Source organism: Corallococcus interemptor (assembly GCF_003668875.1).
In the GTDB taxonomy this organism is placed as follows: domain Bacteria; phylum Myxococcota; class Myxococcia; order Myxococcales; family Myxococcaceae; genus Corallococcus; species Corallococcus interemptor.
Genome location: NZ_RAWM01000042.1, coordinates 34,560 through 55,430 on the forward strand (window position 1 = coordinate 34,560; position 20,871 = coordinate 55,430).

The 20,871-nt window shown below is 69.9% G+C and carries 22 protein-coding genes; 16 read left to right on the top strand and 6 right to left on the bottom strand.

The features are described from left to right. Positions 1-166 precede the first annotated feature (166 nt). The 4 genes from D7X96_RS17580 to D7X96_RS17595 are packed head-to-tail and all read left to right on the top strand — an operon-like array spanning position 167 to position 4,357. On the top strand, positions 167-943 hold the full coding sequence (locus D7X96_RS17580; RefSeq protein ID WP_120550517.1) for a TadE/TadG family type IV pilus assembly protein: 777 nt from the start codon (positions 167-169) through the stop codon (positions 941-943). Beyond that, positions 940-2,559 carry a pilus assembly protein gene (locus tag D7X96_RS17585; protein WP_120550518.1) on the top strand — a complete coding sequence of 540 codons (1,620 nt, stop codon included), beginning with the start codon at positions 940-942 and terminating at the stop codon, positions 2,557-2,559. The genes D7X96_RS17580 and D7X96_RS17585 overlap by 4 nt, the downstream gene beginning before the upstream one ends. After that, positions 2,556-3,578, top strand: a complete 1,023-nt coding sequence (locus D7X96_RS17590) for a pilus assembly protein (RefSeq protein WP_121723001.1) — start codon at positions 2,556-2,558, stop codon at positions 3,576-3,578. Before D7X96_RS17585 ends, D7X96_RS17590 begins: the two co-directional genes overlap by 4 nt. Continuing rightward, entirely contained in the window at positions 3,578-4,357 is a 780-nt protein-coding gene (locus D7X96_RS17595; RefSeq protein ID WP_121723000.1) for a hypothetical protein, read from the top strand. The genes D7X96_RS17590 and D7X96_RS17595 overlap by 1 nt, the downstream gene beginning before the upstream one ends. A 3-nt stretch (positions 4,358-4,360) precedes the next feature. On the opposite strand, the gene D7X96_RS17600 is transcribed toward D7X96_RS17595, so the two are convergent. After that, positions 4,361-4,729, bottom strand: a complete 369-nt coding sequence (locus tag D7X96_RS17600) for a hypothetical protein (protein WP_147442849.1) — start codon at positions 4,727-4,729, stop codon at positions 4,361-4,363. A 152-nt stretch (positions 4,730-4,881) separates the two neighbouring features. Between D7X96_RS17600 and D7X96_RS17605 the strand changes: the two genes are divergently transcribed. Both D7X96_RS17605 and ileS read left to right on the top strand, forming a co-directional pair. Then, positions 4,882-5,175, top strand: coding sequence for a hypothetical protein (locus tag D7X96_RS17605; protein WP_147442850.1), 294 nt, complete (start codon positions 4,882-4,884; stop codon positions 5,173-5,175). 10 nt (positions 5,176-5,185) lie between these two features. Beyond that, the gene (gene ileS, locus D7X96_RS17610) at positions 5,186-8,071 is read left to right on the top strand and encodes an isoleucine--tRNA ligase (protein WP_121770250.1); all 2,886 of its coding nucleotides are present in this window, start codon (positions 5,186-5,188) and stop codon (positions 8,069-8,071) included. A gap of 1 nt (position 8,072) precedes the next feature. On the opposite strand, the gene D7X96_RS17615 is transcribed toward ileS, so the two are convergent. After that, the gene (locus D7X96_RS17615) at positions 8,073-8,840 is read right to left on the bottom strand and encodes a Mut7-C RNAse domain-containing protein (RefSeq protein ID WP_121770251.1); all 768 of its coding nucleotides are present in this window, start codon (positions 8,838-8,840) and stop codon (positions 8,073-8,075) included. 242 nt (positions 8,841-9,082) lie between these two features. On the opposite strand from D7X96_RS17615, the gene D7X96_RS17620 reads away from it, so the two are divergent. Then, positions 9,083-10,291 carry an endonuclease/exonuclease/phosphatase family protein gene (locus D7X96_RS17620; protein ID WP_121770252.1) on the top strand — a complete coding sequence of 403 codons (1,209 nt, stop codon included), beginning with the start codon at positions 9,083-9,085 and terminating at the stop codon, positions 10,289-10,291. A 63-nt stretch (positions 10,292-10,354) separates the two neighbouring features. Here the strand turns inward: D7X96_RS17620 and D7X96_RS17625 are convergent, their stop codons facing one another. Next, complete coding sequence (locus tag D7X96_RS17625) at positions 10,355-10,708, bottom strand: FAM210 family protein (protein ID WP_120550527.1); 354 nt, start codon at positions 10,706-10,708, stop codon at positions 10,355-10,357. Positions 10,709-10,850: 142 nt separating this feature from the next. Between D7X96_RS17625 and lspA (D7X96_RS17630) the strand changes: the two genes are divergently transcribed. The 6 genes from lspA (D7X96_RS17630) to D7X96_RS17655 all read left to right on the top strand — a co-directional run bounded on the left by lspA (D7X96_RS17630) (position 10,851) and on the right by D7X96_RS17655 (position 15,665). Beyond that, on the top strand, positions 10,851-11,480 hold the full coding sequence (lspA, locus tag D7X96_RS17630; protein WP_120550528.1) for a signal peptidase II: 630 nt from the start codon (positions 10,851-10,853) through the stop codon (positions 11,478-11,480). A 32-nt stretch (positions 11,481-11,512) separates the two neighbouring features. Then, complete coding sequence (lspA, locus tag D7X96_RS17635; RefSeq protein WP_121722997.1) at positions 11,513-12,127, top strand: signal peptidase II; 615 nt, start codon at positions 11,513-11,515, stop codon at positions 12,125-12,127. 19 nt (positions 12,128-12,146) lie between these two features. Further along, on the top strand, positions 12,147-13,448 hold the full coding sequence (locus D7X96_RS17640) for a prolipoprotein diacylglyceryl transferase (protein ID WP_121770253.1): 1,302 nt from the start codon (positions 12,147-12,149) through the stop codon (positions 13,446-13,448). Between the two features lie 39 nt (positions 13,449-13,487). Further along, positions 13,488-14,567 (top strand): MXAN_5187 C-terminal domain-containing protein, encoded by a 1,080-nt coding sequence (locus D7X96_RS17645; RefSeq protein WP_121770254.1) that lies wholly within the window; start codon positions 13,488-13,490, stop codon positions 14,565-14,567. A gap of 13 nt (positions 14,568-14,580) precedes the next feature. Continuing rightward, complete coding sequence (locus D7X96_RS17650; RefSeq protein ID WP_121722994.1) at positions 14,581-15,096, top strand: KdsC family phosphatase; 516 nt, start codon at positions 14,581-14,583, stop codon at positions 15,094-15,096. Positions 15,097-15,287: 191 nt separating this feature from the next. After that, the gene (locus tag D7X96_RS17655) at positions 15,288-15,665 is read left to right on the top strand and encodes a hypothetical protein (protein WP_306449829.1); all 378 of its coding nucleotides are present in this window, start codon (positions 15,288-15,290) and stop codon (positions 15,663-15,665) included. Between the two features lie 13 nt (positions 15,666-15,678). On the opposite strand, the gene D7X96_RS17660 is transcribed toward D7X96_RS17655, so the two are convergent. Beyond that, the gene (locus D7X96_RS17660; RefSeq protein WP_120550534.1) at positions 15,679-16,512 is read right to left on the bottom strand and encodes an SDR family NAD(P)-dependent oxidoreductase; all 834 of its coding nucleotides are present in this window, start codon (positions 16,510-16,512) and stop codon (positions 15,679-15,681) included. 145 nt (positions 16,513-16,657) lie between these two features. On the opposite strand from D7X96_RS17660, the gene D7X96_RS17665 reads away from it, so the two are divergent. Genes D7X96_RS17665 through D7X96_RS17675 form a run of 3 tightly spaced genes read left to right on the top strand, consistent with a single transcriptional unit; the run spans position 16,658 to position 18,569 of the window. After that, positions 16,658-16,888 carry a hypothetical protein gene (locus tag D7X96_RS17665; protein ID WP_199746924.1) on the top strand — a complete coding sequence of 77 codons (231 nt, stop codon included), beginning with the start codon at positions 16,658-16,660 and terminating at the stop codon, positions 16,886-16,888. Then, positions 16,885-17,805, top strand: coding sequence for a tetratricopeptide repeat protein (locus tag D7X96_RS17670; RefSeq protein ID WP_120550535.1), 921 nt, complete (start codon positions 16,885-16,887; stop codon positions 17,803-17,805). The genes D7X96_RS17665 and D7X96_RS17670 overlap by 4 nt, the downstream gene beginning before the upstream one ends. Positions 17,806-17,822: 17 nt before the next feature. Then, positions 17,823-18,569 carry an SDR family NAD(P)-dependent oxidoreductase gene (locus D7X96_RS17675; RefSeq protein ID WP_121722991.1) on the top strand — a complete coding sequence of 249 codons (747 nt, stop codon included), beginning with the start codon at positions 17,823-17,825 and terminating at the stop codon, positions 18,567-18,569. On the opposite strand, the gene D7X96_RS17680 is transcribed toward D7X96_RS17675, so the two are convergent. Beyond that, entirely contained in the window at positions 18,566-19,477 is a 912-nt protein-coding gene (locus D7X96_RS17680) for a DUF6929 family protein (RefSeq protein ID WP_120550537.1), read from the bottom strand. The genes D7X96_RS17675 and D7X96_RS17680 overlap by 4 nt on opposite strands. Positions 19,478-19,498: 21 nt before the next feature. Continuing rightward, positions 19,499-20,827 carry a magnesium transporter gene (mgtE, locus tag D7X96_RS17685; RefSeq protein ID WP_121770255.1) on the bottom strand — a complete coding sequence of 443 codons (1,329 nt, stop codon included), beginning with the start codon at positions 20,825-20,827 and terminating at the stop codon, positions 19,499-19,501. Positions 20,828-20,871 lie beyond the last annotated feature (44 nt).

Sequence of the window (20,871 nt, forward strand, 5' to 3'; positions counted from 1 at the left end):
GCGCTGTCACACGGTTTCAGTCAGGGTGTCACACCTGCCTGGGAAGTTTCCCAAGAGCGCTGTCCTCTGAGACAATCCGGGTCCCCCCTCGGACCCCGACGCGGTGTGTCGGCGGTCACTTGACGGATACTGCGAGATTCCCCCCTCCCGCAGGATGAGTCTCCGTATGCGCGCACGTTCCCCCCGTGAAGCAGGCGAGTCCGGCCAGGCCGCGGTCGAGTCAGCCATCACCTTGCCGCTCGTGGTCTTCCTCGTGCTGGGGACGCTGCAGCTCTTCCTGATGATGCAGGGCCGCCTGATGGCGGAGTACGCGGTCTTCCGCGCCACGCGCGTGGGCAGCGTGCGGCACGGCGACTGCGAGGCGATGACGCACGCGGCGGTCGTGGCGCTTCTGCCCAGCTTCTATTCGTACCTGGGCGGCGGTGGTGGCGGCACGCCGGGCCAGCGGCTGGCGGCGGCCTTCGCGGCGCGCCGCAACAACGCCTTCAACCAGTTCCGCTACGTGCCGGGGCCGGATGGCAACCACGACGGCCAAATCCTGTGGCTCATCCGTGAGAGCCCCTTCGCGGGGTCGGTCCCCGACGACGACGGCCACTTCGACCAGTTCGACGCGGACATCCGGCGCCTGGAGATGCGGCTCATCTACTGGTTCCCGCTGAAGATTCCGTTCGCGGACTGGGTCATCAGCCGCATGGTCCTGGCCCGCTGGGGCTGGCAGGACTACACGGCGCAGAACCCGCTGATGCTCACGCAGAAGGCGCAGTGGCAGCAGACCGAGGTCCTCAACGTGGAGGCGGCGATCCGCGCGGAGGTCATGGCCCGGTTCGCCGTGAAACAGTACGTGATGCCCATCCAGGCGTCCGCCTCGCTGCGAATGATGACGCCGTTGCAGCGGCGCTACTTCACCACCCAGAACTGCGCTCCGGCCCCGGAGGTCCTATGAAGCTGCCGCGTCTCTCCCGTGGCCAGACGTTGGTGCTGTTCACCCTCACCCTGCTGCTGATGACGCTGCTGGTCTGCCTGACGCTGTCGCTGGGCAGCAAGGTGAAGGAGAAGATGGAGACGCAGGCCGTCGCGGACGCCGTGGCCTACAGCCAGGCGGCGCAGACCGCGCGCGTCTTCAACGAGATGGCGCTGATGAGCCGCGCGCAGATTGGGCACATGGTGTCCCAGGCCGCGGTCAACAGCCTCATCAACTGGAGCAGCTACTACCGCTCGCAGGTGGGCGCCGCGGTGGTGGCCTACCAGATGGCCTCCGCGCCGTACTGGGCGCGGGTGCCGTGCTGTGCCCCTCATTCGGGCTGCAGCGCTTTCTGCGGCTGCTCCCTGGCCGCCATCGCGGCCATCAACACGTCCGTGCTGCGGCTCATGTCGTACGACGCGATGCTGGCGGCGCAGTGGGAGGCCCTGGAGGCGCCCGCCGCCCGCCGCTCCATGCTGCTGGGCCGCGCCGCGCAGCTGATGTTCCTGGATGGCCAGACGCTGGAATACACGCGCTTCATGCTGGAGATGCAGCGCGAGCGCGTGGCCGGCCGCATCGTCGAGGACGCCCAGCGCGGCAGTCCCTTCAACGGGGAGATCAGCTCCAACAGCAACACGGCCATCGACGAAGTCTACCTGGGCCTGGGCGCGGTGATTCCAGACATCTTCTCCCAGCACCACGTCTTCGCGGCCATTGGCAGCCGGGGCCACAGCTTCGTGACGATGCGCAACCTCTACCCCACCGCGGACGCGGCCGTCACCACGGGCATCCAGACGCGGGCCATCACGCCGCCGGACGTCTTCGTGTCCGAGGTCGGGTTTGGCGCGGGCTACTGGTCGGAGATGCCGGACCACGCGAGCTTCGGCTCCAGCGACTGGGCCGCCTACGCGGATGACCACGGCTTCGCCACGGTGACGTTCAACCGGGGCCGTCCGCCCTGCCAGCCGACCTCCGGCGGCACCATGATCAGCGCGTCGCTGCTGCGCGCCACGGACGTGATGGACAGCACGGACATCCACGCGTGGCTGCCGTCCGCGACCTCGGGCCTGGGCATGGACATGGAGCCCGCGCAGACGCGGCATGACATGGGCCGCTGCACGCGGCTGGGCATTGGCCGGTGCCCGTCCGTGTGGCCCATGTTCATGGACTACAACGGCCTGCACCTGATGGACAAAGGGGACATCTGGGGACAGCCGAAGAACTACGCGGTCATCCAGCGCGACTACGCCCAGCGAGCGGCGGCCGGCGGAGACCCCTGGGACCTGCTGTTCCGCTTCCGGTTCAACCCGTCCAACAGCGGCACGGTGTTCGACAACCGGGGCGTGCACCTGGGGCCCATGTTCGGCGGCATGGACATCAGCCGGCAGACCTCCGTGTCCACGGGCGTCACCTACTACCACCGCCGCGACCACTGGAAGGAGCCGCCCAACCTGCTCAACCCCTACTGGCGCGCCACGCTGGCGACGGATGACGTGGACGGCGAGGACATGACCGACGCGCTGAACGACTCCTCCGTGGGCTGGGCGGCGGACGCCTACAACGCGCTGAAGGCCCAGGGCTACCGGGGGATGCCATGAGCCCCCGCGCGAGGCGCGCACCGCGCGGCCAGGCCGTGCTGGAAGCGGCCATTGGCATGATGGTGTTCACCACGGTGCTCGTCTTCCTCATCCACTTCTCGGAGATCTCCGTGTTCTCCGTGAAGGTGACGGCGGCGACGCACGCCGCGCTGCTGGACGCGCCGGGCTACGAGCTCCATGACTGGCCGGGGGACTCCGACCCGTCACGCGAGGCCGTGGTCAAGGCCGCCGCGGCGATGACCGACGCCTACGCGGACTTCGACGGGCTCAGCCGCACGCCGGGCCCGGGCACGGGCATCACCCAGGCCTTCACCCGGACGGACGGCATGCAGGTGACCTGCACGCCCAACGGCCCGGGGTATGATCCGCACCCCTTCGCCTTCGTGGCCTACAGCGACGGCGGCGGCATCGCCTGCAACGCGCGGGCGCAGCTGTCCGCCTTCAAGTTCCCGCGGCGCTACGTGGAGGAGTCGCAGGGGTCCACGGGGTTCTTCAAGGAGGCCCACTACGACATGGGCCCCCTGAACGTGTGTGGCATTGGCCGGGCGTGGGGTGGGAACTGCTCCGCGTCGCTGACCAGCATGCTGGATGACTGGGGCCTGACGGGTGACCGCGAGTCCGGCTCGTGCCCCATCGTCCCGGACGTGCCCGCGCCGTGTCCCATGAACATCCCCTACTGGAACATGGCGGCCAGCGTCTACGCGGCCAGCCTGATGACCAACGCGCTGGGCCCTGACTTCTCCGGCAGCGCCCTGGCCATGGGCATCGTGGGCAGCCTGCCTTTGCCCTTCTTCTACGGGGCGGAGAACATGTTCTGGATGAGCGCCGTGGGCGAGGAGTGGGGCTTCCTCCAGCCGATGCCGGTGGATCCGGGTGGCTACTACGGTCCCACGGCGTTGATCTTCGCGTGGCCCACCTCGCCAGGGGCCATGCCTCCAGGGCCCTTCATTGGCGCGGTCCCCTATCCCCTCGCCTGGGCGCAGCGCGAGGGCTGCTTCCTGGGGAAGGACTGCCCCTGATGCTGTCTTCGCTGCTGTTGTCGCTCGCGCTGTCGGCGGGCCCGTCCAGTGCGCCGGATGCGGGAAGCCCGCCGGCGCGTCCGACCTCGCGAGGCAAGGCGCCGGTGAAGGCGCAGCCGGCCGCCGCTCCCGACGCGGGCGTGCTGGCAGCCGAGGCGCCCAGGGCGCCCTTCCGCTGGGACATCCCGGGCAAGGTCGTCTGGGTGCAGTCCCCGGGGCCGCAGGTGTCCGACGGCGTCCCCATGAACCTGGAACTGGCGCGGACCGACTGGCCGCTCAACGCCGTCATCCAGCACATCATGGAGAGCTTCCGGAAGGCCGGCTTCTACATGGCGCCCATGCGCGAGCAGCGCTCGCCCACCACGGAGCCCATGCTGACCGCGCTCGACGTGGAGAAGCTGCTCGCCTACACGGTCATCTTCCAGGAGAACGCGGACAAGTCCGTGACGCTCATCCTGGGCGTCTCCAACATGTCCAACTACAAGCCGCCCGGCACGACGCTCAGCTGGGCGCCGCTGATGCCCGGCGCGGAAGGGCTGACGCGTTCGGAGCTGGAGGGCGCGCACCTGGCGGTCTACGCAACGCAGCCCGGCACCACCGAGGCCCAGGTGTATGACTATTACCGCACGGCGCTGGCGCCCACGGGCTATGCGGAAGACCCCGAGGAGAAGGGGGTCTTCCGGCGGGGCTCGGAGCTGCTGATCATCACCACGCGCACCGAGGAGAACCGCCTGATGGTGTCCCTGCGCCACCGGCTGGGCGGCGCGAACGCTCCCTGAGCGTCAGTGACTGGAGCCCTTGCGGCGGACGTTCTGGGCGTTCTTGGCGTCCTTGGCGTTGGGCACCTTCATGCCGCAGCCCCGGCTGCAGGAGACCATCTTCTGCGCGCATTTGGCGGAACAGCCGCTGTCGCCCTTCTTGCACTGGTTCATGCAGCGGCCCATGGGCTCCTGGCACTTGGACACGCACTGCGCCTGCTCCTGGTCCTTGAAGGGCGGCTTCATCTCCTCGCCCTGGTCGTTCTTCACGGGCTGGAGCGGCGTCGTGGCCACGGCCGCGTTCAGGGACGCGGCGCCGGGGGACGCGGGGAGCGCCCAGGCCGCGGGGGCGGCGAACAGGCACAGCAGCAATGCGGCGAGGGGGGACCTCATGGGATGCCTTTCGATGGGAGCATGCGAGGGGGCACGCTCCATGCGGGAGCGCGTCGAGCATAGTCCTCCACCCGGCGGGAATGAAGGCGCTCCAGGGCTGCGCGCGCGGCGCTTCCTGGGCGATGATTCCCGGCCACAAGGAGCATGACGGCATGAAGACGCGAATCGCGATGCGGGGCTGGCTGGGATGGATGGCGCTGGGAGCCGTGCTGGTGGCGCCCCAGGCGCTCGCGCAGACGTGCAGCGAGAAGTGCAGCCTCAACGCCGGCTCCAAGCTCATTGCCTGTGCGAAGAAGTGCCCTCCGGGCAAGCCGGCGTGCACCGAAGCCTGCACGCGCGAGGTCAAATTCGAGCAGGCGAAGTGCAACAAGAAGTGTCCCAAGAGCAAGGGCAAGTCCAAGCCCCAGCCGCACTCGCATGACGACGGCCACGACCACGACGAGTAAGCCCGTGCCCATGAGCGACGCCCCCTCCCGCAAGGACCTCGACGCCACCGTCCACCTGCCGCGCACGGAGTTCCCCATGAAGGGGAACCTGGGCCAGCTCGAGCCGCGCCTGCTCACCTGGTGGCGGGACGAGGACGTGTGGAAGCAATTGCTGGCGAAGCACGCGGGCCGTGAGCCCTTCGTGCTGGCGGACGGGCCGCCGTACGCGAACGGCCACCTGCACGCCGGGCACGCGCTCAACAAAGTGCTGAAGGACATCGTGGTGAAGTTCCGGAACCTCTCCGGACGCCCGTGTGACTTCATCCCCGGCTGGGACACGCACGGTCTGCCCATCGAGCAGGCGGTGGAGAAGCGCCTCAAGGAACAGAAGCTGGACAAGCGCACGCTGTCGCGCGACGCGCTGCTGGAGCGCTGCCGCGAGTACGCGCTGGAATTCGTGGACATCCAGCGCGCGGAGTTCCAGCGGCTGGGCGTCTTCGGGACGTGGGACGCGCCCTACCGGACGCTCGACTTCAGCTACGAGGCGCAGGAGGTGCGGGAGCTGGCCGCGTTCGCGCGCCGGGGCATGCTGTACCGGCGCAAGAAGCCCGTGGCGTGGTGCCTCCAGGACCAGACCGCGCTCGCGGAGGCGGAGGTGGAGTACGCGGAGCACACGTCTCCGTCCGCGTACGTGGCCTTCGACGCAGGGCCGGCGCTGGTGGAGAAGCTGCCGCAGTTGAAGGGGCTGCGCGTGTCGTTGGTCATCTGGACCACCACGCCCTGGACGCTGCCGGCCAACCTGGCCATCGCCGTCAATCCCTCGTTCGAATACGTCTTCTACCGGCTGGAGGACCGCGTCCTCTGCGTGGCGAAGGACCTGCTGGCGAAGGTGCTGGCGGAGGTGAAGTCGGACGAGCTCGCGGTGAAGCACGTGCAGCTGCCCACGGGCGAGGTGTCGTCACCGGCGCTGGTGGATCCGTCCCGAATCCTCGCGTACGCGACGGGCGAGGACCTGGAGCACGTGACGTATCAGCACCCCTTCCTGGAGCGGCAGGGGCGCGTGGTGCTGGGCGAGCACGTGACGTTGGATGCCGGCACGGGGCTGGTGCACACGGCGCCGGGGCATGGCCAGGAGGACTACGAGGTCGGCCTGAAGTACGGCCTGGACATCTACAACCCGGTGCGCGCGGACGGCCGCTACGACGACTCGGTGGGCGAGGTGCTCGCGGGGCGGCGCGTGTTCGAGGCGAACCCGGCGGTGTTGGAGTTGCTGGTGCAGCGGGGCGCGCTGCTCAATGACAGGTCAGACACCGTCACGCACAGCTATCCGCACTGCTGGCGCTGCCACCAGCCGGTCATCCAGGCGGCGACCTACCAGTGGTTCATCCCCATGGACGCGCCGTTCCACGGCACGCAGACGTTCCGGCAGGTGGTGCTGGAGCAGGTGGACAAAGTGCAGTGGGTGCCGTCGTGGGGCCAGTCGCGGATCCGCGGCATGCTGGAGGGCCGTCCGGACTGGTGCATCAGCCGGCAGCGCAGCTGGGGTGTGCCCATCCCCATCGCGTACTGCGACGGGTGCGACGACGCGGTGGTGTCTCCGGAGCTGATGGAGCGCGTGGCGGCGGCGGTGGAGAAGGAAGGCGCGGGCGTGTGGTACCGCACGCCGGTGAAGGACTTCCTGGGGGCGGACTTCACGTGTCCCCGCTGCGGCAAGGGTGAGTTCCACCGCGAGACGGACATCCTGGACGTGTGGTTCGACTCGGCGTGCATGGCGTCCGCGGTGTTGGCGAAGCGGCAGCGCGTGCCGGCGGACCTGTTCCTGGAGGGGAGTGATCAGCACCGGGGCTGGTTCCATTCCTCGCTGCTGGTGTCAGTGGGCACGCGCGACGTGGCGCCCTACAAGGCGTGCCTGACGCATGGCTTCGTGGTGGATGGCCAGGGCGAGAAGATGTCCAAGAGCCGGGGCAACACGGTGGCACCGGACAAGGTCATCCAGCAGTACGGCGCGGAGGTGCTGCGGCTGTGGGTGGCGGCGAGCGACTACCGCAACGACGTGCGCCTGTCGGACGCCATCCTGAAAGGCCTGTCGGAGGGCTACCGGAAGATCCGCAACACGTTGCGCTACGCGCTGGGCAACCTGCACGACTTCGACCCGGCGAAGGACGCGGTGGCGCCGGATGCGTTGTTGCCCCTGGACCAGTGGGCGCGAGGACGGCTGGCGCAGGTGGCCGCGCGCGTGCGCCAGGCGTACGAGGACTATGAGTTCCACCTCGTCTACGCGACGGTGGTGGACTTCTGCGCCAATGACCTGTCGGCCGTGTACTTCGACATCCTGAAGGACCGGCTCTACACGGCGAAGAAGGACGGACCCGCGCGGCGCGGCGCGCAGACGGTGCTGCACGAGGTTCTCACGGTGCTGTTGCCGCTGCTGGCGCCGGTGATGAGCTTCACGGCGGAGGAGGCGTGGCAGCACCTGCCGGGAGAGCGCGCGAAGAGCGTGTTCCTGGCGGGCTTCGCGGACGTGAAGGCCACGATGCCGCCGGAGCTGGAGGCGCGCTACGCGAAGCTGTTCGCGGTACGCAGCGCGGTGCAGGGCGTGCTGGAGGTGGCGCGGCGGGACAAGCGCATCGGCGCGTCGCTGGAGGCCCGCGTGGTGCTGAGCGCCACGGGCGCGGTGCGGGAGCTGCTGGAGGCGCACCTCGCGGAGCTGCCCGGGCTGTTCATCGTGAGCCAGGTGGAACTGGGGGACACGGCGCCAGTGGCGCTGGATGTTTCACAGACCTTCGGTGACGGCGCGTCGCTGTCCGCGGAAGTGCTTCCGGCCCTGGGCACCAAGTGCCCGCGCTGCTGGGTGTATTCCGAAGCGGTGGGGCAGGGGGATGATGTCTGTCTCAAATGCCGTGAGGCATTGAGCTGAGTCAGGGATTGGCGGTCTCCAGCTTGCGCAGCGTGTCCACCAGGTTTTGCATGCGTTCGTGGTGCGTGCCGGGCCAGAAGACACGCTTGCAGCTGGGGCACTGCTGGAAATTGCGGTGACGCTGGGCCACGCCTTCCGGGACGCGGCCCTGCACTTCCTCCGGCGTGGCGGTGGACAGCGGCCCGTTGCACGCGAGGCAGCGCGAGAAGGGCCGCATGCGCGACGTCAGGCCGTACCTTCGCACCACCTCCACCAGCTGATCCGCGGGCTCGCTGGAGCGCGGGAAGTAGCCGTGCACCACCTCCGAGCGCTTCAGCACGCCCAGGTCCCGCGTGAGCAGCACCCGCGCTTCGTCGTGGGACACGCGCGCCAGCTGGTCGTCCGCGGCGTCGTTGCTCCAGAGCGTGTCGAAGCCGAGCATCCGCAGGAAGCCCGACAGCCGCCCCAACCCCACGTCCAGGATGAAGCGCGGCATCTCCGGACGCGGTGGACCCACCCGCGCTTCCGGCGCGACCGCCGGGGTGGATGGCTCCAACGCCGGATACACGTCCACGCGCGTGTCCGCTTCCGCGCGCTGACCGAAACCCACCGGCTCGCCGTCCACCAGCACCACGTCCACCTCGGGATGCGGTGGACCCAGGGACTCGATGAGGTCCTTCACCGAAGGGCTGCCCTGCAGGACGTGCGTGAACGCCTGCCCCCGGCGCTCCGGTGCGACGAAGTCGTTCAGTGCGCCGTGAAACCGCACCGTGAGCTGCCGTGCTGACATCCTGGACTCCTCACGTCCTGCTGCGTCGTGGCTGATCCCCGTGATGTCTTTCTTTGAATCCGAGCCTTCCGCAGCTACGGCGCGGTGCGCCTCTCGGATTCTTGAAAGGCAGTGACTTCAATCCTCACGGGCGGTCAGGGGACAGCCTTCTTGCAAACTTCTATACTCACGCGCCAGTCGGCGCGCCGAAGCCGACGGGTCACCCCCCTCGACACCCTCGGAAGCAAGGATCCAGGCCCTGTATGGCATCGAAGCTCCCCCCACTCCTACGCCCCTTGCTTGCGCTGGGCTTCCTGGCCCTCGCTTGCGGCGAGGGTGAAGAGCCCCTCTCTCCCGCGGACTCGGGGACTTCCGTTGACGCCGGGACCCGCACCGACGCGGGCACCTCCGCGGATGCCGGCTCCGAAGTGGACGCGGGATCCGAAGTGGATGCCGGCTCCGAAGTGGACGCGGGATCCGAAGTCGACGCGGGCACCACCGTGGATGCGGGAACCGACGTGGACCCGGACCCCACGGATGCCGGTTCGACGGTCGACGCGGGCACCCCGGTGGACGCTGGCTCCACCACCGACGCGGGCACCACGACCGACGCAGGCACGGCGACCGACGCGGGCACGCCGACCGACGGCGGCTCCACGGGCGAGACGGATTCCGACGGCGGCTACACGCAGATCCGCCTGATGGCCTCCAACCTCACCAGCGGCAACGGCCAGGACTACGACCCGGGCCACGGCATCCGGCTGATGCAGGGCGTGAAGCCCGACATCGTGATGATCCAGGAGTTCAACTACAAGTCGGACTCGGCGTCGGACATGCGCGCCATGGTCGACACGGTCATGGGCACGGGCTCCTACTACTACCGCGAGACCGGCGCGCAGATCCCCAACGGCGTCATCAGCCGCTTCCCCATCATCGAGGCCGGCGAGTGGACCGACACCCAGGTGAGCAACCGCGACTTCGCCTGGGCCCGCATCGACATCCCCGGACCGCGTGACCTCTGGGTCGTCAGCGTGCACCTGCTCACCCGGAGCAGCGGCGTCCGCAACACGGAGGCCACCAACCTTGTGAAGTACATCAAGGAGAAGGTCCCGGCGGCCGACTACCTGGCCATCGGCGGTGACTTCAACACCGACTCCCGCTCCGAGTCGTGCTTCGGCACCTTCAAGCAGGTGGTGGACACCGCGGGTCCGCACCCGGTGGACAAGAACGGCAAGGACGGCACCAACGCGGGCCGCACCAAGCCCTATGACCACGTGCTCGTGGACTCCGACCTGCGCCAGTACCAGGTGCCCACCGTCATCGGGAGCAGCACCTTCAACAACGGCCTGGTGCTCGACAGCCGCGTGTACACGCCCATTTCGGAGATCTACCCGGCGCTGAACTCCGACAGCGGCGCCGCCAGCATGCAGCACATGGGCGTCATCAAGACGTTCCGCACGCCCAACTTCTAGCAGGGCGCGCGGCAGCGACGCGGGCCGGTCATCGGGAACTCCCGGTGTCCGGCCCGTGCCGTTTCAGAAGCTCCACTTGTGCTTGTTCTTCTCGATGAAGCGCCCCACCGGCGGGATGCGCGCGATGAGCGGCGTCAGCACGAACACCGCCGCCAGCCGTATCGGCTTCACCGCCTGCGACGCGATGTACGCCGCGCCCCACGCGCCCACGTTCGCGCCCGTGCCTTCCGGCTGGAAGCCGGCCCGGATGGCCGCCCAGAAGCCCACGATGACCAGGCCGAAGATGAGGTAGTTCACCGCGATGGCCAGCGGGCCGTACTCCACCAGCAGCGTCTTGAAGCGCGCCATCAACGACGGCTTCGCCGCGGGGGGCGTGGTGGTTCCGGGTGGGGCAATGTCGGGAGTGGAAGGCTTCACGTCGGGCTCAACAGGCGCCATGGGCGCACCATGCCCGAAACGGGCGGACCATGGGAGTTGAGAGGGCAGGCGGGCTGGCGGCTCGCGGCCCGGGTCCGGGTTGTCAGGGCTCCCGGGGGCGCGATAGAGGTTCGGGCACCGCATGAAAGCCTCCCTCCGCCTCCTCCTCGTGGTGGTCCTCGCCGTGCTGGCGGCGGATCAGGTGACCAAGTACCTGGCCGTGTCCCGGCTGACGGAAGCGCTGGATGGGCGCGAGGGCATGGCCCGCGTGTCCGGCTTCCTGAGCGAGCAGAACCTGGACAACGACCCTCCGGTGGAGGGCGTGTTCCGCAAGAACACGCGGCCGTACCGCTTCATCGAGGACTACTGGCACTTCCGCTACGTGGAGAACCCGGGCGCGGCGTGGGGCATGTTCTCCAACCTGCCGGACACCGCGCGCAAGGCGTTCTTCCACGTGGTGAGCCTGGCGGCGCTGGGCTTCATCCTGATGCTGTACCGCAAGACGGAGCCGTCGCAGAAACTGGTGCGCGTGGCGCTGGCGCTCATCACCGGCGGCGCGCTGGGCAACTTCGTGGACCGGCTCATCCGGGGCTACGTCATCGACTTCATCGACTGGCACTGGCGCAACCAGCCGGGCATGCGCTGGCCCACGTTCAACGTGGCGGACGCGGCCATCTGCGTGGGCGTGGCGCTGATGCTGCTGGACTCGCTGCGCCGGCCGGAGCCCGTGGCCACCCAGCCGCTGCCCCAGGGCACGAGCCCCCAGCCGTGACGCGCGGGGGTGGGCTGATATAAGCCCCTCCCGTGCCGCGCAAATACGCCATCCTCCTCGCCCTCACGCTGGGCGTCATCGTGCTGGACCAGTGGACGAAGTACCTGGTCGTGCGCGACCTCACCACCCGGTTCGACGGAGCCACCACGCTGTCGGAGCGCCTGGGCGAGTTCTATTCGCCCGCGCAGGAGCCGGGCTACCGGGGCCTGCACTTCCAGCCGAAGACGCACGTGGAGGTGGCGGAGAACTTCTTCCGCCTGCGCTACGCGGAGAACCCGGGCGCGGCGTGGGGCATGTTCAGGAACCTGCCCCCGAACGTGCGCGGCCCGCTCTTCCACCTGGTGAGCGTGGGCGCGGTGCTGCTCATCGTCTTCTACTTCCGGAAGCTGTCCGGCACGGACCCCGCGGAGGTGTGGGCGCTGTGGGGCCTGCCGCTGGTGCTGGGCGGCGCGCTGGGCAACTACATCGACCGCGTGGCGCGGGCCTTCGTCATCGATTTCCTGGAGGCCCATTGGTACGACAAGGCCGCCTGGCCGTCGTTCAACGTCGCGGACATGGCCATCTGCATCGGCGTGGGCATGCTCGTGGTGGATGCCTTCGTTCGCAAGGAGAAGCCCGAGGCTTCCGCCCCCGCGAAGGCTTCGTGAAAGCCTGGAGGTCTCCCCCATGCTGCCCGTCCTGCTGCGCCTGTCCTTCACCACGCTGTGGATGCAGCTGTTGCTGTACGCCGCCGCGGTGGGAGTGGTGGCCTCCGTCGCCGTCAACGGCTGGAAGGGCACGCTGGGGCCGGTGGATCCGCGCACGGGCAAGGAGGGCTCCGCGCCGTTTCAAGACAAGCTCTGGCGCGCGGTGGGGTTCGCGGTGGTGGGCGGCTTCCTCGCGTACTTCGGCCTGAAGTACGCGCTGCCCGCGGACGCCTTCCCCGGCGGCAAGGGCGAGGGCATCCCGCTGCACACCTACGGCCTGCTGCTGGCGCTGGGCTTCAGCACGGCGGTGGCGGTGGCGGGCCGGCTGGCGCAGGACGAGTGGCGCCGGGTGACCCTGGTGGAGGGCCAGGGCCAGGTGGACACGGAGGGGCCCAGGAAGCGCGAGCAGGTGATGGACCTGGCGTTCTGGGTGCTGGTGGGCGGGCTCGTGGGCAGCCGCGTGCTGTTCGTGCTGGTGAACTGGCAGGACTACGCGCGCGACTGGACGCAGGCCTTCTCCCTGGGCGGCGGGCTGGTGTTCTACGGCGGCCTGATGGGCGCGGGGCTGGCGGCGTTCCTCTTCGCGCGCAAGCACGGCCTGGACTTCCTGCGGCTCGCCGACGTGTGCATCCCCACCGTGTCGCTGGGGCAGTGCCTGGGGCGCCTGGGGTGCTTCTCCGCCGGGTGTTGCTGGGGCGACATGGCGGGGAGCCATTCGCCCACGGGCGTCACCTTCCCGGGCTCCGGGCTGGCGCAGGACCTGTTTGGCCGGCTGGGGGGCGCGTCCAGCCTGGCGTATGGCTCGCAGGCCGGGGACAAGCGCTTCGTGGTGGAGGCGACCGGGCAGGTGCTCCATGAGTGGGCGCCGGGCGCGGTGCGCATCTCCGACTGGGTGGCCCAGCACGGCACCACGCTGCCGGTGTACCCCACGCAGCTCTTCGAGTCGGTGGGGCAGCTGGTGCTCTTCGTGGTGCTCCTGTACGTGCGCCGCTTCCGCCGCTTCCACGGGCACATCTTCGCCCTGTGGCTGATGGCGTACGCCTGCCTGCGCACCACGGTGGAGCTGTTCCGGGGTGACGTGGAGCGCGGCACCCTGCACGGCCTGCTGGAGTCGCTGGGGGCCCAGGGGCTGGCCGGGGCGGTGCCCCTGGAGGCCTGGTACAACGTGTCCACCAGCCAGTTCATCTCCCTGTGCATGTTCACCTTCGGTGCGCTGCTGATGGCGCGCCACCGACCGGCGGGTGAGTCCGCTGGCCTGGGGCCTACACCGTCAGCGGCATGAGGTTGCGAGCCGCGCCCGGGTTGGGGACACTCCGGGGACATGCCGCCGCCCGACAATGCCCGGTCCTCCGCCAAAGGTGGGGGCCGGTCCGCGCCGCAGGACGCCAGTTCCTCCAGCGAAGCCGCCCTTCACGAATGTGAGGAGATGGAGGCGGCCATCGCGGAGCTGCGCAACAACTACGAGCAGTACTTCATGGGCATGGAGCGCCAGGCGCCCATCCGCGCGCATGAGGACCTGAAGAAGCGGATGCTCAAGCTCAAGGGTGCCTTCGTCCGCAGCACGGCGGTGAAGTTCCGCGTGCAGAGCCTGCACAACAAGTTCCTCACCTACGAGCGGCTGTGGACGCGCACGCTCCAGGAGATTGAAGCCGGCACCTACCGGCGCGACCTGGCCAAGGCCCGCCGCCGCGCGGAGAAGAAGCCGGGCACCAGCGCGGGCCAGAAGGGCGTGGTGGAGCTGCCCGAAGAAATCGACGACATGGACTTCGAGGAGATCGAAGAACTTGCCGGCCGGCGCCCCATCAACGAGCCGAAGATCGCCGCGGAATATCTGGCGGAGCCGCAGCCTTCGGCCGGCACGCCCTTCCGTGGGACTCCCGCGGTGGCGCAGCCGGCGGGCGCGCCCCGGGGCACGCCCGCGGGGCTGGTGCCTCCGAAGCAGGGAGTGCCGGCGGTGTCGCCCGTGGGCGGGCTGCCGTCCATCGCGCCCGTCCCGGCGGTGGGGGCGTCGAAGCTGCCTTCGGTGACGCCGGTGGTGGCGCCGGGTGGGACTCCGGCGGCGGGGCGTCCGGCGGTGGTGCCTCCGGGCATGGCCGCGAAGGCTCCGGCGGCGGCCCCCCAGCCCGCGCGTCCGGCGGCGGCTCCGGCGGCGGCGCCCCGTCCCGCGGCCGCGGGCCCCGGTGGCGGCATGTCCGACGACAAGCTGCGCGCGGTGTACGACGCGTACGTCACCGCGAAGCGCCGCTGCCAGGAGGACACGTCCAAGCTGTCCTACGAGTCCGTGGCCGCCACGCTGCGCAAGCAGGTGCCGGAGTTGCTCAAGCAGCACAACGCGAAGGCCGTGGAGTTCAAGGTCGTCATCAAGGACGGCAAGGCCTCGCTCAAGGCCGTGCCCAAGTAGCGGGAGGCGCGGCGTGAACCAGGACCTGGAGTCGCTCAAGGCGCGCGTGGCGCGCCTGTCGGTGATGATCTTCGACATCGACGGCACGCTCACCGACGGCCGCATCTTCTGGGTGCCCAACTCCGGCTGGACGCAGATGTACAGCGTGCGCGACGGCATGGGCATCAAGCGGCTGCAGGAGGTGGGCATCGAGGTGGCCGCCATCTCCGGTGGCGACAGCCTCTCCGCGCAGATGCGCATGCAGTCGCTGGGCTTGCGCCACGTGCACTTCGGCAGCCAGGACAAGGTGGCGCACTTCGAGAAGCTGCTCGGCATCCTCAACGTGTCCGCGGAGCACTGCGGCTACATGGGGGACGAAGTGGTGGACCTGCCGCTGCTCAACGCGGTGGGCTTCTCCGCCACCGTGCCGGAGGCGCCGGACGAGGTGCGCGCGCAGGTGCACTACGTGGCCCAGCGCGCCGCGGGCTTCGGCGCCGCGCGCGAGGTGTGTGAGTTCATCCTGAAGCACCGGACGCGCTCCGCGCCGTGAAGTGCGCGGCTCCTTCTGCCTCACCGTCAAACCGGTGGGACGGGAAAGATGCCCAAACGTTCGCTCCTGGAAACGCCTACCTCCCTGGCTGGCGTTCGGGTTGTCGCTCCCAGGGCCCGTTCCTACCTTGCGCTGCCTGAAGGCCGGTGAGCGGCCCGAGACACCTGGGAGGCGACGTGGGGATGCGGCGGATGTGGCTCGGACTGGCAGCGACGGTGGGGCTCGCCGTGTCCACCGGGTGTGGGGGGCAGTCCCCGGAGGACTCCGAAGCGCGGCTCGCGGTCCTGGAGGCCGAGGGCAAGCAGATGGACCAGGCCCTGGACGCGGTCGAGGACCGGCTCCTGGGCAGCCAGGGCCGGCTCGCCATGTGGAACGAGCTGGGACGGCGTCACCAGGAGGTCAGCGCCATCCAGTGCAAGGTGGCTGACGCCCACATGGCCGCCATCCTCAAGCACGAGGACAAGCAGAACCAGAAGGCGCGCATGGTGAAGCAGCGCAACTCGATGGCGTCCGTGGACACCGCCGTGCTCACCTCCGGCAAGGCGCCCGCGCAGCAGCGCAGCAACTGAAGCTTCCTCGTGCCTAGCCGGGGAGGCGCGCGGTGCGCTCGCGCATGCGCTTCTCCACCGCGATGACGCCCCGGAGGAAGATGCCGGGCGCCAGCCGCCGCAGGCGCCAGAACCAGCGCGCATCCGCCATGGGCAGCACGTGCGGCGCGTTCTGGTCCACCGCCTTGAGCAGCCGCGCCGCGACCCACTCCGGACCAATCTTCGACTGGTCCACCAGCTTCACGCTCATGCGGCGCGTCTCCGGGTCGGAGTAGGGCGCGGCCGCGGAGGCGATGTTGGTGCGGAAGAACGTGGGGCACGCCACCGTGACGCCCAGCCCCAGGGGCCGCAGCTCCGCGTAGAGCGTCTCCGACAGCGCGACGACGGCCGCCTTGGACGTGTTGTACGCCGCCAGGTTCGGCGCGTACACGAGCCCCGCCGCGGACGCGATGTTGAGCACGTGCCCGCTTCCCTGCTTCTTCAGGCGCGGCACGAACGCGTGGCAGCCGTGGATGACGCCCCACAGGTTCACGTCCAGCACGCGCTTCCACTCGGACAACGGCAGCGTGCCCACCGCGCCTCCGGTGGCGACGCCCGCGTTGTTCACCACCAGGTCCACGCCGCCAAACGCCTCGTCCGTGGCGCGCGCCAGCGCCTCCACCGCGTCCGGGTCCGTCACGTCGCACGGGTGCACGCGCGCCTCGCCGCCCAGCTCCGTGACGCGGCGGGCGGTCTCCTCCGCGCTGGCCTGATTCACGTCCGACACCATCACCCGCGCCTGACGGGCCGCCAGGGCTTCACACAGCGCGCGGCCCAGGCCGCTGCCGGCGCCCGTCACCACCGCGCGAGGACGAGAGGGAAGGCTCATGGTTCAGGACTCCTGGAGTGAAAGAGGGAAAATCCGTGACGCGACAGGGCTAGCACGACGGGCGGCCGGGCAGGCGCACGGTTCGTGACCCGGAGTCAGAAGTTGGCTAGAACCCACGGCCGTGCAACGCGCCTTGGTGGCAGCAATGGCAGTCGCGGCGGCGGCGCTCCTGGGATGCAACGACCTGGAGAACTGCGGCTCGACGCCGGTGGAAATCACCCGGACCGACGGGGGCCTCTACCGTTGCGTGACGTCCGAGGACTGCCCCAGGACGTCGCGCGTCTCGGTGTGCGTGACGGACGTCTCCTCGGAGCGCGAGTGCGTGCGCTGCGACGAGACGCGCTGCGTGCGCCTCATCCCGGAGTCCTGCCAATGACGCGGAGGCTGTCGCGTTGGGCGTGTGTCCTGGCGGTGGGGGCGCTCGCCGTCACGGGGTGCCGGGACAAGCCGGTGGACCACATGCAGCGCGCCCGCGACGCCATCTTCGAGAAGCGTCCGGACGAGGCGCTGGTGGAGTACCGCAAGGCCTACGAGATGCTCTTGCGCGACGAGTCCCCGGAGGCGCTGGTGATGCGCGCCCGGGCGCTCAAGGGCGCCGCCGACGTGTACTGGCTGGAGCAGCGCAAGGTGAAGGAGGCGGTGAGCGTCTACCGCCAGCTCATCCAGCAGTGCCCGGAGGCGCCGGAGTCGCTGGAGGCGCGCATCATCCTGGCGGAGCTGTTGCGGGTGCACTACCGCGACCTGCGCGGCTCCATTGATCAGCTCACCGCCGCGCTGCACCGCAACCCGCCGCAGAGCGCGGAGCTGCAGTACCAGGTGGCCAAGACGTACTTCGAGCTCCAGGACTATCCGCAGTGCGAGCTGGAGGCGAAGAAGCTGCCGGACCGCTTCGCCACCAGCCCGTACGTGGACGACGCGCTCTTCCTCCAGGCGCAGGCGCTGGCCATGGTGGAGGGCAAGCGCCAGGAAGCGCTGAAGACGTACGCGGACCTGCGCACGCGCTTCCCGGACTCGGAGCTGGCGCCGCACGCCCTCTTCGAGATGGGCAAGCTGCGCGCGGACGCGGGCGACAACGAGAAGGCCATCGAGACCTGGGTGGAGTGCTTGAAGACGCACCCCGACCCGTCGCTGGTGCAGGACGCCATCACCCGGGCACGCCGCCGCCTGGCCAACCTCACGGTGGAGGGCATTGGCAAGAAGGAGGTGGCGTTCGACCGCAGCAAGCAGGCGCGCACCTCCGTGGAAGCCATGGGTGGCAGCGCCGAGGAAGCCGCCCGCGACCGCGGCGACTGACCGCAGGAGACATTCACATGAACGTGCTGGTGACAGGGGCCACGGCGGGCATCGGGCAGGCCATCGCGCGCCGCTTCGTGAAGGAGGGCGCGCGCGTCATCGCCGCCGGACGGCGCGGCGACCGGCTGGACGCGCTCCGGGCGGAGCTGGGTGAGCGGCTGCTGCCGGTGACGCTGGACGTGACGGACAAGGCGGCGGTGAAGGCGGCGTTCGCCTCGCTGCCGGCGGACTTCGCGCGGGTGGACGTGCTGGTGAACAACGCCGGGCTCGCGCTGGGGATGGAGCCCGCGCAGTCCGCGCGGCTGGAGGACTGGGACGTGGTGGTGGACACCAACGTGAAGGGCCTCCTGTACTGCACGCGCGAAGCGCTCACCGGCATGGTGGCGCGCGACAAGGGCCACGTCATCAACATCGGCTCCATCGCGGGCGAGTTCCCGTACCCCGGCGGCAACGTGTACGGCGCGACGAAGGCGTTCGTGCATCAGTTCACGCTGAACCTGCGCGCGGACCTGCACGGCACCGCGGTGCGCGTCACGGACATCCAGCCGGGCCTGCTGGGCGGCACGGAGTTCTCCAGCGTGCGCTTCCGGGGCGACGACGCGAAGGCCGCCGCGCTCTACGACAAGACCCAGCCGCTCACGCCGGAAGACGTCGCGGACACGGCCTGGTGGGTGGCCACGCGCCCGGCGCACGTGAACATCAACGTCATCTCCATGATGCCGGTGGTGCAGGCCTTCGGGCCGCTGGTCGTGAAGCGCGGCTAGCCCGGCACGGGCAGCGCGGCTTCCAGCAGTGGCGCGGGCACCGACGGGTCGTCCGCGTCCGCCACCAGCAGCACGTGGACGCGGCCACCCTCCACGCGCGCGTCCACGCCCTCCAGCTTCACGGGCGCGTCCACCGCGTCCAGGTACACGGGCGTGCCATCCGGCGCGAGCACGCCCACCGCCGAGCCCTTCAACGGCCCGTCCGCCACGCGGTCGCGAGACGCCTCCGCCGTGGCGGTGAACACCACGCGCCCATCCGGCAGGGGCGACGCGTCCGTGAAGGACAGGCGGACGCCGTTGGCCTCACCCAGCTCCCACCGGCGCACGGTGCGCACGGCCTCCGGCCCCATCACGCCCACGTCCAGGCTGGCCAGCACGCGGTCCAGGTCCAGGTCCACCAGCGCGTCCACGCCGCCCTCGCCGTTGCCCCGGTTGAGCAGCCGCAGCCGCTTGCCCGCCACCGCCGCGCCTTCGATGTTGAGCGCCACCAGCTCGCGCTCCAGCTGCACGTAGAGCGACGTGCAGTCCACCGTGCGCGGCGCCCCCGCGAGCGTCCCGTCCGCGTTCAACGGCAGCACCGACGCCCGGCGCCTCACGGGCGTGGACCCGGACGGCAGCGCCAGCAGCGCCCCGTGCGCGAAGGACGTGGAGGGGCCCAGCCGGCACAGCGCCTCCAGGTCCGGCTTCGCCGCCTTGCGCTCCGCGTGCCCCTCCGGAAGCTCCCCGGGAAAGAGGCGCACGGTGTGGCCCGGCGCGTCTCCGGCCGCGGGGAACACGGCCAGGTGGAGCGCGTCGTCCGCGACGACGTAGAGCCAGTCCCCCGCGCGCACCAGGCCGCTGGCGGCGGAGACGTGCGGGGCTTCGGGCGCCGCGAGGGTGAGGATGCGGCGGCGGGTGGTGGGAATCATGGTGCCCCCAAGCGTCGCTGACTACAGCAGGGTGCCGCTCAGGAAGAGGCTGGCGGCCGTGAAGTAGATGACGAGTCCGGACACGTCCACCAGCGTGGCCACGAAGGGCGCGGACGCGCTCGCGGGGTCGAAGCCCACGCGCCGCAGGATGAACGGCAGCATGGAACCGGACAGCGTGCCGAAGATGACCACGCCCACCAGGGACACGCCCACCGTCAGGCCAATGAGAAACGCGTGCTCGCCGTAGCTGTGGAACAGCGCCTGCCACGCAATCACGCGCAGGAAGCCCACCACGCCCAGTACCAGGCCCAGCGCCAGGCCCGTGCTCAGCTCCCGCCGGGCCACGCGCCACCAGTCCTTCAGCCGCATCTCCGACAGCGCCAGCGACCGGATGATGAGCGTGGTGGCCTGGCTGCCGGAGTTGCCGCCGGAGCTGATGATGAGCGGGATGAAGAGGCTCAGCACGACGGCGCGGGCAATCTCATGCTCGAAGTAGCCCATGGCCGTGGCGGTGAGCATCTCCCCCAGGAAGAGCACCATCAGCCAGCCGGCGCGCTTCTTGAGCATCGCCATGAAGCCCACGTCAAAGTAGGGCGCGTCCAGGGCCTCCATACCGCCGACCTTCTGGATGTCCTCCGTGGCCTCTTCCTGGACCACGTCCACGATGTCGTCCACCGTGACGATGCCCTTCATGCGCCGCTGCTCGTCCACCACGGGCATGGCCATGAAGCTGTGCTCGGAGAAGGTGCGGCTGACCGCTTCCTGGTCCGTGTTCTCCGCCACGGTGATGACGTCGCGAATCATCACGTCCGCCACGCGCTTGTCCGGCGCGGCCTGGAAGAGCTGGCGCAGCGACAGCACGCCCTGGAGGCGCTGCTCCGCGTCCAGCACGTAGGCGTAGTAGACGGTCTCCACCTTCTCGCGCGCCTGCTTGCGCAGGTACCCGATGGCCTCGTCGATGCTCATGTCCGGGCGCACGCGGGCGAAGCGCGGGTTCATGAGGCCACCCGCGTCGTCCTCCGAGTACGCCAGCAGGACGTTCACCTCGCGGCGGCTGGCGTCGTCCAGCTGGGACAGGATGGCGTCCACCTGCTCCGGCTCCACGGCCTGGACCAGGTCGGCCAGGTCGTCCGGGGGGAGCAGGCGGACCCAGGTGCGGCGCTCGGCCGGGGGGAGGCTGAGGATGAGCTCTCCCTGTTCGCGCGCGGTGAGGCCCAGGAAGAAGTCGTCCGCCACCGCCGCGGGCAGCAGGCGGAAGCCCTCCAGGCGCTCGTCCACGGAGAGCACGGCCCACGCCTCGTGAAGCTCGTCGGGGGACAGCGCGTTCTGGCTCTGGGGACTCTCCACCATGATGACGGCCTCGGAAGAAGAGGGGGAGGGTGCGCGGCCTCGCT